At 55.9% G+C, this 13,134-nt stretch carries 15 protein-coding genes and 1 riboswitch; of the genes, 14 read left to right on the forward strand and 1 reads right to left on the reverse strand.

Annotation, left to right across the window (positions count from 1 at the left end; all coding sequences use genetic code 11):
- Positions 1-8 precede the first annotated feature (8 nt).
- The 11 genes from NFU03_RS08845 (at position 9) to NFU03_RS08895 (ending at position 10,135) form a co-directional block, all read left to right on the forward strand.
- Positions 9-1,532: an AbgT family transporter gene (locus NFU03_RS08845; RefSeq protein WP_251637966.1), complete on the forward strand. Its 1,524-nt coding sequence runs from the start codon at positions 9-11 to the stop codon at positions 1,530-1,532.
- A gap of 18 nt (positions 1,533-1,550) precedes the next feature.
- Positions 1,551-2,837, forward strand: a complete 1,287-nt coding sequence (locus NFU03_RS08850) for an amidohydrolase (protein WP_251637967.1) — start codon at positions 1,551-1,553, stop codon at positions 2,835-2,837.
- A 297-nt stretch (positions 2,838-3,134) separates the two neighbouring features.
- Positions 3,135-3,833 (forward strand): MgtC/SapB family protein, encoded by a 699-nt coding sequence (locus NFU03_RS08855; RefSeq protein ID WP_251637968.1) that lies wholly within the window; start codon positions 3,135-3,137, stop codon positions 3,831-3,833.
- A gap of 52 nt (positions 3,834-3,885) precedes the next feature.
- Positions 3,886-5,541 (forward strand): glycerol-3-phosphate dehydrogenase/oxidase, encoded by a 1,656-nt coding sequence (locus NFU03_RS08860; RefSeq protein ID WP_251637969.1) that lies wholly within the window; start codon positions 3,886-3,888, stop codon positions 5,539-5,541.
- 34 nt (positions 5,542-5,575) lie between these two features.
- Entirely contained in the window at positions 5,576-5,965 is a 390-nt protein-coding gene (locus NFU03_RS08865) for a DUF302 domain-containing protein (RefSeq protein ID WP_251637970.1), read from the forward strand.
- 241 nt (positions 5,966-6,206) lie between these two features.
- A complete protein-coding gene (locus NFU03_RS08870) occupies positions 6,207-6,503 on the forward strand; it encodes a rhodanese-like domain-containing protein (protein WP_251637971.1) in 297 nt (98 codons plus the stop codon).
- 56 nt (positions 6,504-6,559) lie between these two features.
- Complete coding sequence (locus tag NFU03_RS08875) at positions 6,560-6,955, forward strand: DsrE/DsrF/DrsH-like family protein (RefSeq protein ID WP_251637973.1); 396 nt, start codon at positions 6,560-6,562, stop codon at positions 6,953-6,955.
- Positions 6,956-6,976: 21 nt separating this feature from the next.
- The gene (locus NFU03_RS08880) at positions 6,977-8,098 is read left to right on the forward strand and encodes an MBL fold metallo-hydrolase (protein WP_251637975.1); all 1,122 of its coding nucleotides are present in this window, start codon (positions 6,977-6,979) and stop codon (positions 8,096-8,098) included.
- Between the two features lie 28 nt (positions 8,099-8,126).
- A complete protein-coding gene (locus tag NFU03_RS08885) occupies positions 8,127-8,354 on the forward strand; it encodes a sulfurtransferase TusA family protein (protein ID WP_251637978.1) in 228 nt (75 codons plus the stop codon).
- A 61-nt stretch (positions 8,355-8,415) separates the two neighbouring features.
- Complete coding sequence (locus NFU03_RS08890) at positions 8,416-9,201, forward strand: sulfite exporter TauE/SafE family protein (RefSeq protein WP_251637979.1); 786 nt, start codon at positions 8,416-8,418, stop codon at positions 9,199-9,201.
- A gap of 55 nt (positions 9,202-9,256) precedes the next feature.
- On the forward strand, positions 9,257-10,135 hold the full coding sequence (locus tag NFU03_RS08895; protein ID WP_251637981.1) for a DMT family transporter: 879 nt from the start codon (positions 9,257-9,259) through the stop codon (positions 10,133-10,135).
- A 65-nt stretch (positions 10,136-10,200) separates the two neighbouring features.
- Here NFU03_RS08895 and NFU03_RS08900 read toward each other — a convergent pair whose 3' ends face one another.
- Entirely contained in the window at positions 10,201-10,488 is a 288-nt protein-coding gene (locus NFU03_RS08900; protein WP_251637983.1) for a hypothetical protein, read from the reverse strand.
- Between the two features lie 75 nt (positions 10,489-10,563).
- Positions 10,564-10,662: riboswitch (SAM riboswitch) on the reverse strand.
- Between the two features lie 44 nt (positions 10,663-10,706).
- On the opposite strand from NFU03_RS08900, the gene NFU03_RS08905 reads away from it, so the two are divergent.
- The 3 genes from NFU03_RS08905 (at position 10,707) to NFU03_RS08915 (ending at position 13,008) form a co-directional block, all read left to right on the forward strand.
- Complete coding sequence (locus NFU03_RS08905; protein WP_251637985.1) at positions 10,707-10,862, forward strand: hypothetical protein; 156 nt, start codon at positions 10,707-10,709, stop codon at positions 10,860-10,862.
- A gap of 110 nt (positions 10,863-10,972) precedes the next feature.
- Positions 10,973-12,199, forward strand: a complete 1,227-nt coding sequence (locus NFU03_RS08910; protein ID WP_251637986.1) for a DUF819 family protein — start codon at positions 10,973-10,975, stop codon at positions 12,197-12,199.
- Positions 12,200-12,504: 305 nt separating this feature from the next.
- Positions 12,505-13,008 (forward strand): DUF1648 domain-containing protein, encoded by a 504-nt coding sequence (locus NFU03_RS08915; RefSeq protein ID WP_251637987.1) that lies wholly within the window; start codon positions 12,505-12,507, stop codon positions 13,006-13,008.
- Positions 13,009-13,134 lie beyond the last annotated feature (126 nt).

Below are 13,134 nucleotides of genomic sequence, written 5' to 3' on the forward strand. Positions count from 1 at the left end.
GAATGGGTATGGAAACTAAAACAGCAAACAGAGGGTTTTTCAACAAAATGCTGAACGGCATCGAGCGCGTCGGGAACCGGCTGCCGGATCCGTTCATCCTGTTCGTCTTCCTGGCCGCAGCGGTCATGGTCGCTTCACTCATCTTCAGCCTGTTCGGCGCCCAAGTGAAACACCCGGGCACCGGTGAAACGCTGCCGATCAACAACCTGCTTTCAGGAGAAGGACTGCAGTACATCCTAGAATCAATGATCACGAACTTCACCGGTTTCGCACCGCTCGGCATCGTCCTTGCGATGATGCTCGGTATCGGACTGACCGAAAAAGTCGGCCTGCTCGATTATGCCATCAAGAAAACGATCCTGAAGTCGCCGGCATGGCTGCTGACATACGCTGTTGCATTTGTCGGAGTCATGGGGAACATCGCGTCGGACGCTGCGATGCTGCTCATCCCACCGCTCGCTGCAATGATCTTCTATAAGGTCGGACGGCATCCGCTCGCAGGTCTCGCGGTCGGCTACGCTTCCGCCGGCGCCGGTTTCACGGCGAACTTGTTCATCGTCGGGACGGACGCCTTGCTTTCCGGGATTTCCACGGAAGCGGCTAAAATCGTCGATGATTCGATCGTCGTCACACCTGTCGACAACTGGTATTTCAACATCGTTTCCGTTTTCATGCTCACATTGCTCGCCGGATTCATTACGACGAAATTCATCGAACCGCGTCTCGGGAAATATACCGGGGAAGCCGTCGACGTCGACATGGACGAGGACGATCCGCGTGCAGCGAAAGCGTTCCGCAACGCGGTGCTCGCGGGACTTGCGTACATCGCCATTCTCGTAATAGGTATCTTCTGGCCGGACAGTCCGCTGCGTAACGAAGACGGCAAGCTGATCCCTTCACCATTCATCTCAGGCATCGTGCCGATCATCCTGTTCCTGTTCCTCACCGTCGGAATCGCGTACGGAATCACCGTCGGGAAGATCAAGAGCGGGAAAGACATCGCAGGCTATATGGCTGAAGCGATGAAAGATATGTCCGGATATATCGTCCTTATTTTCGCGATTTCGCAGTTCATCGCCTACTTCAACTGGTCGAATATCGGTACGTGGATCGCGGTCAACGGCGCAGAGTTCCTGGAATCGGTGAACTTCACCGGCATCGGACTGATCATTGCGTATATCATTTTTACTGCACTCATGAACTTCCTGATTACTTCCGGCTCCGCCAAGTGGGCGCTCGAAGCACCGATCTTTGTGCCGCTTTTCATGCAGCTGAATTACCACCCGGCGTTCACGCAAGTGGCGTACCGGATTGCGGATTCGTCGACGAATATCGTGACGCCGCTGCTGCCGTACATGGTCGTCGTGCTGACGTTCATGCAGAAATACGATAAGAAAGCGGGTATCGGCACGCTCATCTCCCTGATGCTGCCGTTCTCGATCTGCTTCCTGATCGCCTGGATTATACTGCTACTTGTATTCTTCTATGCAGGCATCCCGTTCGGACCGGGAATCACACCATTTTTGAAATAAACAGTAGGAGGCCATCCGATGAGCTATCCATTGGAAGAAAAGTTGAAACAGTGGCGGCGTGACCTGCACCGCCATCCGGAACAGGGATTCCTCGAGATGCGGACGGCTTCGAAAGTGGCGGCTGAACTGACACGTCTCGGCTTTGCCGTCCGCCTCGGAGAGGAAGTGATGATGGCGGACGAACGGATGGGTGTCCCGCCGCAGCGTATGCTTGACGCGCACGCAGACTGGGCGCTCGAACACGGGGCGGATCAGGAGTTCCTGCCTCGGCTGATGAACGGCTTCACCGCTGTAACGGCCGAATGGGACACCGGGAGGCCGGGGCCGGTCACTATCTTCCGGGTCGATATGGACGCGCTGCCGATCCGGGAATCGGATGATGCGGATCATGTGCCGAGAAAGCTCGGCTTCCGGTCGGTCAACGACGGTTCCATGCATGCGTGCGGGCACGATGCCCACACATCGATCGGTATCGGCCTCGCGACGCGCATTGCAGAGGATCCGGACGCTTTCAACGGAACGATCCGCATCCTGTTCCAGCCGGCAGAAGAAGGGACCCGTGGCGCGAAGTCGATGATGGCAGCTGGCGTCGTGGACGATGCCGACTTCTTCATCGCATCGCACGTCGGAACAGGGGTCCCGCACGGCGAATTCGTCGCTGCGGCGAACGGTTTCATGGCGACGACGAAGATGGACGTCACGTTCCGAGGCCGGGCATCACATGCGGGCGCCCAGCCGGAAGAAGGGAGGAATGCCCTGCTCGCAGCCGCCAACGCCGTCGTCAACCTGCATGCGATTTCGCGGCATTCCGGAGGCACCTCCCGCGTGAACGTCGGTGAGCTGCATGGCGGCTCAGGACGCAACGTCATTGCGGATTCCGCTTCCCTGAAGCTCGAAACGCGCGGAGAGACTTCAGAAGTGAACGGCTACATGCGCGAACAGGCGGAAGCCGTCATCCGCGGTGCTGCGATGATGGCAGGTGCTGACTGCACGATCAACGTTGTCGGCGAAGCGATCAGCTGTAAATGCTCTGAAGGGCTCGCCGCCATGCTTGGCGCCGTCGCCGGGGAATCCCCGGGCATCCGCAGAGTGCACAAAGCCGATAATGCATCCGCCGGCTCCGAAGACGCGACATACTTCATGGAGCGGGTGAAGGAAAAGGGCGGCCAGGCGACGTACTGCATCTTCGGTACGGAACTCGCGGCCGGTCACCATAACGAACGGTTCGATATCCACGAAGACACGCTGCTCACCGCGGTGAATGTCCTCTACGGAACCGCGCTCGCGCTGAACGGCCGAGACTGAAGCATCCCCGGCCGGGCGCCGGGGATTTTTTCGGTGCCTGCCTTTTTTCCGGTACCTGTGCGTCACACAACTTGGAAACTATTCGGAATCGTGTCCGTTTGCCGATTAACTCCGCCAACTGGCCGATAACCGCTGCGATCTGGCCGATTTATCACCACAACTGGCCGATTTCCCGCGAAATCCCCCTACGCACCAGCCGAACTCCCTTCCATCCATGCTCTTTCTGGCGTCTGCGGGCATTGTTCAAGTACACTGGAAATATAGTAATGAAAGAACACGTGATCAGGAGGTGTGTCGATGGATTTTTGGCTGGAAGTGGAAATGCTGACGAAACTGAGCATATCAGCAGTGCTTGGTTTAATCATCGGGCTGGAACGGGAATTGAAAAGGAAACCGCTCGGACTGAAAACGAGCCTCGTCATCAGCATTGTCAGCTGCCTGTTGACCATCGTGTCGATCGAATCCGCGTATTCATTCCCGGACAGCGCGAGCGGCGTCAAAATCCAGATGGACCCGCTCCGTCTCGCGGCACAGATCGTCTCGGGCATCGGGTTCCTCGGCGCCGGTGTGATCTTGCGGCGCGGCAACGAACAGATCTCCGGGCTGACAACAGCGGCGATGATCTGGGGAGCGGCGGGAATCGGGATCGCTGTCGGCGCCGGCTTTTTCGCAGAAGCGATCTTCGGCGTGCTGCTGCTCATCCTGAGTGTCGAACTCGTCCCCCATTTCGTCATCAAGTACGGACCGAAACGGCTGCGCCGGGAAGAGATGATCCTGCGCATCAAGGTCGTCGACGAAGCCAGTATCGAATTGGTGCTCGCTGAATTGAAAGAGCAGCGCTTCTATATTTTCCAATCACGCATCAAAGACTTGGACACCGAGCACATGCTCCTGCTGGAGATCAAAGCCCGGGTGCCGGCGAACCGCCCGATCCCCGAAGTCTACAAAGCGATCAAACAGATCAACCATGTTCATACCGTGGAAGTCATCGGATGACGGCAGACCGTCTGGCAAACCGATGAATCGGCTATAAAGGAGAGACTAGACGATGACCTCATTTTCTAATGAAGACCGGGAACGCCTGCTCAACCGAATATCAGGGACCTCATATGACCTCGTCATTATCGGAGGGGGCATCACCGGAACCGGCATCGCGCTTGACGCCGCTTCCCGCGGATTGAAGACGCTGCTAGTCGAGATGCAGGATTTCGCAGCGGGCACGTCCAGCCGCTCGACGAAACTCGTGCATGGCGGGCTCAGATATCTAAAGCAATTCGAAGTGAAACTGGTTGCGGAAGTCGGCAGGGAGCGTGCGATCGTCTATCGGAACGCGCCGCACGTCACCCACCCGGAATGGATGCTGCTGCCGTTCTACAAAGACGGGACATTCGGCCAGCTGTCCACCGCGGCCGGCCTGCAGCTCTACGATTTCCTGGCCGGCGTGAAAAAATCGGAACGGCGTACGATGCTCTCAAGGGAAGAAGTGATCGAGCACGAACCGCTGCTGAACCGGGACGGTCTGGTCGGCGGCGGGGAGTATGTCGAATACCGGACGGACGATGCCCGGCTGACGATGGAAGTTGCCAAAAAAGCGCGTGAGCAGGGGGCCGATCTGCTGAATTATACAAAAGTCACCGGCTTCCTGCGGAATGAACGCGGCCCGCTGAACGGCGTGGCGCTGACGGACGTACTGACCGGCAGGCAGTACGAAACGGGCGGCACGGTGATCGTCAACGCCGCCGGGCCGTGGGTCGAACAGGTGATGAAACTCGAACCGACCGCAGGGACAGGAAGCCGGCTGCTGCTGACGAAAGGGGTACATCTCGTATTCGACAGGTCGGTGCTGCCGCTGCATCAGCCGATCTACTTCGACGCGCCGGACGGCAGGATGATCTTCGCCATCCCCCGCAATGAAAAAACGTATGTCGGCACGACGGATACGGTGTTCGATGAAGACATCAAGCACCCCGGCGTGACGCTTGAGGACAAGCAGTATCTGCTGCGGGCGATCACAAAAATGTTCCCGGAAGCGTTCATCGGCATGCGCGATATCGAGTCGACATGGTCGGGCGTCCGGCCGCTCATCCGGCAGGAAGGCAAGGGGCCATCGGAGATCTCACGGAAAGACGAAGTGTGGGAATCGGACAGCGGCCTCCTGTCGATCGCGGGCGGCAAACTGACAGGCTACCGGAAGATGGCGCAGGAGATCACCGACATGGTCGTGCGGAAGCTGAAGCCATACGGCATCGAAGCGGGCCCATGCATAACGAAGGATCTCCCGCTGTCCGGCGGCGATTTCAGCCGTCCGAGTGAGTACCCGGCGTACGTCGAGGACCGGGCACACGAACTGACGAAACTCGGCCTGTCCTACCAGGATGGGCTCAATATCGCTTCCATGTATGGCACGAATACGAACCAGGTCGCGGAACTCATCAGCCGCGTCAAACCGTCAGCGGATCTCCCGCTCGCGATCCGGCTGACGCTGCAGTATGCGATCGACTTCGAGATGGCGATGACGCCGTCCGATTACTTCATCCGCCGGACAGGCGCCCTGTTCTTCGACATCCGGTGGGCGGAACGATGGAAAGAAAAGGTCACAGACTACATGGCGGATGAATTCAAGTGGACGGCAGAACAGAAGGAACGGCACGCACGCGACCTGGATACAGCGATCGCAGAAGCGAAAGGCACCGTGTCCGGCTGAAGGGGACATCAGGCTGATTAAGGAGGGAGTAATCATGGATACGTATGTGAAAACGACGGATAAAACGAGGGAAGAAGCGGTCGGAGCGCTGGAAGCTGCATTGAAAGAAGCGAAATTCGGTGTCCTCTGGAACTTTGACATGAGCGCGACGCTGGAGTCAAAAGGGATCCAGCCGCCGGCGCCGTACACCATACTCGAAGTGTGCAAACCGTCCATTGCCGAACAGGTGCTGAGCGAGGAACTGACGGCCGGTTCGTTCCTGCCGTGCAAGATCGCCGTGTTCGAGAAGGACGGGCGCGCCACGATCAGCATGCCGCTGCCGACGAAACTGCTGGCAGGGTTCGGCAATCAGCGGATGGACCAGATCGCTGCAGAAGCGGAGCAGCAGCTGAAAGCGTGCATAGACCAGGTCGCTGGCTCATAAGCGGATGGATGACAAACGCATCATAATACTATGGAAAACGCCATGCACTGACGGGTCCGCCCCGATGTCTGGCGTTTTTTTAATGTCGAGGGACATGCGGCTCCATCGCCTTGAGAATCGATGGAGCAGTCCAGTTGACAGATAGGAATCCGCCATGTAATATACGTAGCAGGGTATACAAACCCGTTTTATTTTTAATTAAAATTATACCCCTAAGGGTAATTTTGAAAGGATGATCTCCATGAAAGAGATTTCTGCGGAAGAAGTGGCACAGCTAGTGGCAGACAAGGTGGCTCCAGCGATCATCGACGTACGCGAAACAGAGGAACTGGAAAGCGGCAGGATCCCGGGAGTCATCCATATCCCGCTAGGCCTGCTCGAGTTCCGTCTGCAGGATTTGGACAAGAAGACCCCTTACATCGTCGTCTGCCGTTCCGGCGGCAGAAGCGGCAGGGCGGTCCAGCTGCTGGAAGAGCGCGGTTACACGGCGACCAATATGATCGGCGGCATGCTCGAGTGGACAGGCCCCGTCGAATGACGCTGGCCATCTTTATCAAATAAAAACAAAACAGCTTAGGGAATGAGGAAACCAACATGACAAACCGAACAGCGATCATCGCATCGAACGGCGGTATTTTCGACGCCTACAAAGTCTTCAACATTGCGACAGCTGCCGCAGCAAGTGAACACGAAGTGGCGATCTTCTTCACATTCGAAGGGCTGAACCTGATCCACCGAGAAGCGTCGCAGCAATTGCCGCTGCCTGAAGGGAAAGAGCATTTTGCAGAAGGATTCCGCCAAGCGAACGTCCCGGCTATTCCGGAGTTGATCGGCATGGCGCAGGAACTCGGCGTGCAGTTCATCGCCTGTCAGATGACGATGGACGTGATGGGACTTGCGGAAACCGATTTCGTCGATGGCATCAGCGTCGGCGGAGCTGTCACGTTCCTCGAATTCGCGAAGGAAGCGGACGTCACGCTGACGTTTTAACCAATAGGAAGGAGCATGGACATGACAGTACGGATCATGACACCCGCAGAAGCGGCACAATACAGTATTGATAAGAAACCGCTGTTCATCCTCGATGTGCGGACGGAAGACGCATTTGCGGATTGGAAGCTGGAAGGCGGCTCATTCAGCTACTTGAACGTCCCGTATTTCGACCTGCTGGACGGGGTCGAAGGAATCGCGGATCAGCTGCCGGACGACCGGGACATCCTCGTCGTCTGTGCAAAGGAAGGATCGTCCGAAATGGTGGCGGACATGCTGTCGGAAGCCGGCATCGGCGCGGCCTATCTTAAAGGCGGTATGCAGGCGTGGAGTGACTATTTGCGGCCTGTGAAGATTGCGGAACTCGAAAGCGGCGGTGAATTATACCAGTTCGTCCGGCTCGGCAAAGGATGCCTGTCGTACATGGTGATCGATCAGGGACAGGCTGCAGTCATCGATGCGACGCGGATGGCGGATGTGTTCCTTGCGTTCGCAGCTGAAAAAGAGGCCGTCATCACGCATGTTTTCGACACTCACCTGCACGCCGATCATATATCCGGCGGACGAGCGATCGCGGCTGCGGCCGGCGCGGCGTATTATTTGCCGGCCCGGGATGCGGCGGAAGTCGTGTTCCCGTTCCGCGATTTGACGGACGGTCTTCGCGTCACGATTGGCAAGACGGGCGTCGAAGCGCTGTCGTCGCCAGGCCATACGAGCGGTTCCACGTCGTTCATCGTCGGCGACCGCTATTTGCTGACAGGCGATATCCTGTTCATCGACTCGATCGGCCGGCCGGACCTCGCCGGACTGGCGGAAGACTGGGCGGGGGACTTGCGGAAGACGCTGTACTCTCGCTACGGTGCGCTTTCCGGTAATCTGACCGTGCTGCCGGCTCACTTCATGGAGATGGACGAAGTGAATGAGGACGGCAGTGTCGCAGCACCGCTCAAGACGCTGTTTGCGCAAAACCATGGACTTAACGTCGCGGATGAAACCGAATTCCGGTCCCTCGTCACGGAAAACCTGCCGCCACAGCCGAACGCGTACCAGGAGATCCGCAAGACGAACATGGGCATCCTGACGCCCGCTGCGGACGAACAGTCTGAAATGGAAATCGGCCCGAACCGCTGTGCCGTCAAGTGAATTCATTGGATAAAAGGAGAGAGTTGAAATGAAAGCAGATCACTATTTGGACGCAATCGGCCTGTCATGCCCGATGCCGATCGTCAAAACAAGAAATGCGATGAAAGAAGCGGAAACAGGAGAGATCCTGGAAGTGAAAACGACGGACAAAGGGGCGAAAGCCGACCTGACCGCGTGGGCGAAGTCCGGCGGCCATGAGCTGCTGGAGCAGACGGAAGACGAAGGGGTCTTCACGTTCTTCATCCGCAAAGGGTGATTGAAATGAAGGAAGAAGGGGGCGGCGACGTCTCCTTTTTTCATGGAAAGGGGGATCTGGCATGAGTTTCGGGTTCATCATCGTGCTGTTCGTCATCGGGATTGCCGGGTCGTTCCTGTCCGGCATGGCCGGAATCGGCGGCGCTATCGTCAAATTCCCGATGCTGCTGTTCATCCCGCCGCTGTTCGGGCTGACGGCGCTGACCGCGCATGAAGTGAGCGGCATCAGTGCCGTGGAAATCTTCTTTGCGTCGATTGCCGGCGTGTTCGCCTACCGGAAAACAGGGCTGCTCCACAAACGGCTCATCCTCTACATGGGCGGCGGGGTGCTCGCGGGCAGCTTCATCGGCGGGCTTGTGTCCGGCTGGCTGGCGGAAGAGACGGTGAGTCTGGTCTACGGCGTGCTCGCTGTGGTTGCGGCCGTCCTGCTGTTCATCCCCCGGAAAAAGACGGAGGATCGTCCGGCGGATGAAGTCACGTTCAACCGGTGGCTTGCCGCGGGACTTGCATTTGCCGTTGGCATCGCGTCGGGCATCGTCGGCGCAGGCGGGGCGTTCATCCTCGTGCCGATCATGCTGACCGTACTCGCGATCCCGACACGGATCACCGTGGCTTCCTCGCTTGCGATCACATTCATCTCCTCGATCGGCTCAGCCGCCGGGAAGATTGCGACCGGCCAAGTGCTGTGGGGACCGGTCATCGTGCTCATCGTCGCTGCGCTGATTGCAGCCCCGCTCGGCGCAAAAGCCGGGCGGCGCGTGAATCCGTCGGTGCTTAAGTGGATCCTCGCCGTGCTGATCCTTGCGACTGCGGTCAACATCTGGAGCGATCTGCTGTTCGCGAAATAGCGCAGGTTGTATGCTAAACTGGTAAGCAGATCGTTTTTTCAGACCGGAGGCTACTATGACAAACCGCAACAAAGGGATTTACCTGCTGCTCGCATCAGCACTCGGATTCTCGCTTATGACGGCATTCGTCAAATTGGCGGGCGACGTGCCGACAATGCAGAAAACCATTTTCAGGAACGGCGTCTCGATGATCATCGCGTTCTTTTTCGTCATGCATTACAAAGAGAGCCTATTCGGCAAACGGGAGAACCAGGGCCTGCTTCTGCTGCGTTCGGCACTCGGGGCTGTCGGCATCATTCTGTTCTTCTACGCGATCGATCACCTCGTGCTGGCGGATGCGGATATGCTGAACAAAATGAGTCCGTTTTTCACGATTTTATTCGCGGCGGTCTTCCTGAAGGAGAACGTCAAACCATTTCAGCTGTATAGTATTCTGGCAGCATTCCTCGGCACGCTGTTCATCATCAAACCGTCCTTTTCACTCGATATCGTACCGTATGCTGCAGGTATTTTATCCGCTGTGTTCGCAGGCGGCGCCTACACCGTGCTCCGGGCACTCGGCGACCGGGAACGGTATTACACCGTCGTTTTCTATTTTTCAGCGTTCACGACGGTCATCCTGCTGCCGTTTGTCGTACTGACCTACGCGCCGATGACGATGCAGCAGACGGTCTATCTGCTGCTGGCGGGCGTCTTCGCAACCGTAGGGCAGTTCGGCATCACGCTCGCGTATAAGTTCGCGCCGGCAAAAGAGATCTCGGTGTTTAACTACTCGACGGTCATCTTTTCGGCGGTCCTGGGCTTCATGCTACTCGGACAGATTCCGGATCGGTACAGTTTCATCGGCTATATCATTATATTCGGCGCATCATTTTACATGTTCATGAGGAATCGGCGAGGCGAGGAAGTGCCCGCGGAACTCTCGAAAAAGTAATGGTTACGTGCAAATAAAACCCCCATTTCCGCGGAGTCTATCCGTGGGAGTGGGGGTTTCGTCGGTTATTCGGTAAATTGGCGGGCGTCCGGTCCGAAGACGTCCGTCAGCAGAGCCTGTTTCCGCTGTTCGATCTGCCGCAGCAGCTCATCCGCCTGCCGCAGCAGTTCGGCAATTTCCGCCAATTCTTTGCGGAGCGCCTTCTTCGACAGCAGGTCGCCTTGATCGAAATAATCGATTTCCGCCTGGACACGGGCAAGCGTCTGGTGGCGTGCCATCGCTCCCGCTGAACTTGCCGGTTTGCGCGCCAGTGTCTTTTCCTTTTCAGCATACAGCTGTTCAATCGTTTGCATTTCATTCACTCCTCTAAAAATTGGCGAACAAAAAACTCTTCCCCCGAAAGAGAAGAGCTGCAGCGTGCAGTTTTCTCCTCATCGGCCAGGTTTCCCTGTTGGCAGCAGCACCTTGCGAAGCGCAGGTTGCTGAGACGTCATCGGGCCAAGTCCCTCGGTCTCTCTGGATAAGAAAAGAGTCGTTCATTCAGTTAGGACCAGTGTAGCACGGATATGGGATGGCGGCAATGGGAGGGGAGGTTGACCGCGCCAGCGAAATCGGCCAGATCGGCATGGGAATCGGCCAAATTCGGGTAGTTATCGGCCAGATGGCGAGTGATATCGGCCAAATGCCGCCAACAATCGGCCAAACTGCCGAATTTATCGACAGATGAAATATATTGAAAGTAATATCAGAACTATACCGTGCACAGGCACCGGTTTTCGTATGTTAGAATATTCACAGAGTGCTGGCAGGTCCATTACAGAGAAGGAGGAGAAAAAAATGAGCCATTCACTCATCCAGCCGGATGATACACTGACATTGTGGGGAATTATCGTCGTCTGGGCGTCGGTCAGTATCTATCTGGAACAGCGCTACAGCTGGGCGTCGAAAGTATCAGGTGCCATCATTGCATTGGTCGGTGCGATTTTTTTATCCAACACAGGCATCATTCCGACCGAATCCCCCGTGTACGATGCAGTCTGGGCAGTGATCATTCCGCTGGCCATCCCGCTGCTGCTGTTCCATGTAAACATTAAGAAGATCTGGACAGAAAGCGGCAAGCTCCTGGTGTTATTTTTGATCAGTTCGGTCGGTACGGTGGCCGGAACGATCATCAGTTTCTTTCTGTTGAAAGAGCATATCCCGTATTTGGATAAAATCGGCGGCATGATCAGTGCTTCCTATGTCGGCGGGGGTGTCAACTTTGCGGCGATGGCTGGCAAGTTTGAAGCACCGGGCGACTTGGTGTCCGCCACAGTGGTCGCGGATAATCTGATGATGGCGGTGTATTTCATCATCCTCATGCTGGTTCCGACAATCGGGTTTTTCCGAAAACGGTACACCACCCCGCATGTCGATCAAGTGGAAAGCGGCTCCGCTTCAGAAGACGGGAAGACACTTGCAGAAGGGTTTTGGAAACGGAAAGATGTCTCCCTTAAGGATATTGCGATGGCGGTCGGGACTGCTTTTTTCCTTGTCATCGTGTCGTTCAAATTGGCGGATTTCATCGGGAGCTTGATACCTTCGGGCGAGGAGGCATCCGGTCTCTTAAATGTAGCCCATGCCCTGTTCGGTGATCGTTATTTGGTGCTGACAACCATTACTTTCGTTGTCCTGGCGCTGTTTCCATCCTATTTCGAGCGCATCAACGGCAGCCAGGAATTCGGGACGTTCCTCATCTATCTGTTCTTCGTCGTCATCGGAATTCCGGCGTCCATCCCGCTCATCGTCCAGAATGCGCCGCTGCTCCTTGTGTTCGTATTCATAATCGTAATGGTGAATATGATTGTTTCCCTGGTAGGGGGAAAACTGATGAAAGCGAATTTGGAAGATATTTTGCTGGCAAGCAACGCCAATATTGGCGGTCCGACGACGGCTGCAGCGCTGGCGATCGCCAAAGGATGGAAAGATTTGATCGGTCCGATTCTCGTCGTCGGCACGCTCGGCTACATAATTGGCAACTATATTGGCACGATGCTCGGCCTCTGGTTCGCTTCATTGATCTGACAAAGGAAACGCTTCGCCGTCGTGCGGAGCGTTTTTTGACGACAAGGAAGAGGTCGATGAAGAGAGGCATCTTGAGTTTATGAGCGCTTTTCGAAGTTTATGAGCGATTCTGCGAGTTTATGAGCGCTTTTCGAGATTTATGAGCGAATCTGCGGATTTATGAGCGCTTTTCGGGATTTATGAGCGGAAACCAGGATTTATGATCAATTTGTACGTATCACGCCCAGGCACGGATCGAATGAAACTTTTTGTCCGACATTCCGTAGAATGAAGAAAGAACAAACGGGCCGGGGAGGCAGATTTGCATGATGGGCACAAAAAGATTCGACGTGGAAACGGAAAAAACGATGCGCGACAGGGTATGCGACTGGATCGGCCTGCTGCTGTTCGCCCTGTCGATCGGTTATACGGTCTTCTATTGGAATGCGCTTCCGGATGAAGTGCCGATCCATTTCAATGGATCGGGCGAGGTGGACGGATATGGATCGAAATGGGTGCTCTTGCTCATGCCGATGATCGGTGTCGGCATGCTCGCACTGCTCGGTTTTCTCGAGCGGCATCCCGAATGGCATAATTATCCGCATCGGCTGAACGAAGAGAATGCACGGCAATTTTATACCCATAGCCGGACGATGCTGAACAGGGTGAAGAACATTACGTTGGTGTTGTTCGCGCAGATCCAGGTCGATATCGTCCGCGTACCGCTCGGTGCACGCGATGGTCTCAGTACATGGAGCACAGGGTTCCTCATCGCTTTGCTGCTGATTATTATCATCGCAGGGGCTATACGGCAGGTGAAGATTAAATGAAAACGACAGGTGTCGGTATGTAACGAATTCGGGTTGCGGAGAAAACACGTGAAGATACATAGTAAGCAGAGACGCCAATTCACTTTTGAATTGGCGTATGTGCTTTGCAATTCAAAGGTAGCGACA

Origin of the sequence: Sporosarcina sp. NCCP-2716 (assembly GCF_023707985.1) — a bacterium.
In the GTDB taxonomy this organism is placed as follows: domain Bacteria; phylum Bacillota; class Bacilli; order Bacillales_A; family Planococcaceae; genus Sporosarcina.

What these genes read in the sequence shown, in the direction of transcription:
- NFU03_RS08875 (WP_251637973.1), top strand. Translation starts at nt 6,560, where the DNA reads ATGACAAACCGAACAGCGATCATCGCATCGAACGGCGGTATTTTCGAC.
- NFU03_RS08900 (WP_251637983.1), bottom strand. Translation starts at nt 10,488, where the DNA reads ATGCAAACGATTGAACAGCTGTATGCTGAAAAGGAAAAGACACTGGCG.
- NFU03_RS08845 (WP_251637966.1), top strand. Translation starts at nt 9, where the DNA reads ATGGAAACTAAAACAGCAAACAGAGGGTTTTTCAACAAAATGCTGAAC.
- NFU03_RS08890 (WP_251637979.1), top strand. Translation starts at nt 8,416, where the DNA reads ATGAGTTTCGGGTTCATCATCGTGCTGTTCGTCATCGGGATTGCCGGG.
- NFU03_RS08850 (WP_251637967.1), top strand. Translation starts at nt 1,551, where the DNA reads ATGAGCTATCCATTGGAAGAAAAGTTGAAACAGTGGCGGCGTGACCTG.
- NFU03_RS08885 (WP_251637978.1), top strand. Translation starts at nt 8,127, where the DNA reads ATGAAAGCAGATCACTATTTGGACGCAATCGGCCTGTCATGCCCGATG.
- NFU03_RS08910 (WP_251637986.1), top strand. Translation starts at nt 10,973, where the DNA reads ATGAGCCATTCACTCATCCAGCCGGATGATACACTGACATTGTGGGGA.
- NFU03_RS08860 (WP_251637969.1), top strand. Translation starts at nt 3,886, where the DNA reads ATGACCTCATTTTCTAATGAAGACCGGGAACGCCTGCTCAACCGAATA.
- NFU03_RS08895 (WP_251637981.1), top strand. Translation starts at nt 9,257, where the DNA reads ATGACAAACCGCAACAAAGGGATTTACCTGCTGCTCGCATCAGCACTC.
- NFU03_RS08865 (WP_251637970.1), top strand. Translation starts at nt 5,576, where the DNA reads ATGGATACGTATGTGAAAACGACGGATAAAACGAGGGAAGAAGCGGTC.
- NFU03_RS08915 (WP_251637987.1), top strand. Translation starts at nt 12,505, where the DNA reads ATGATGGGCACAAAAAGATTCGACGTGGAAACGGAAAAAACGATGCGC.
- NFU03_RS08870 (WP_251637971.1), top strand. Translation starts at nt 6,207, where the DNA reads ATGAAAGAGATTTCTGCGGAAGAAGTGGCACAGCTAGTGGCAGACAAG.
- NFU03_RS08855 (WP_251637968.1), top strand. Translation starts at nt 3,135, where the DNA reads ATGGATTTTTGGCTGGAAGTGGAAATGCTGACGAAACTGAGCATATCA.
- NFU03_RS08905 (WP_251637985.1), top strand. Translation starts at nt 10,707, where the DNA reads ATGGCGGCAATGGGAGGGGAGGTTGACCGCGCCAGCGAAATCGGCCAG.
- NFU03_RS08880 (WP_251637975.1), top strand. Translation starts at nt 6,977, where the DNA reads ATGACAGTACGGATCATGACACCCGCAGAAGCGGCACAATACAGTATT.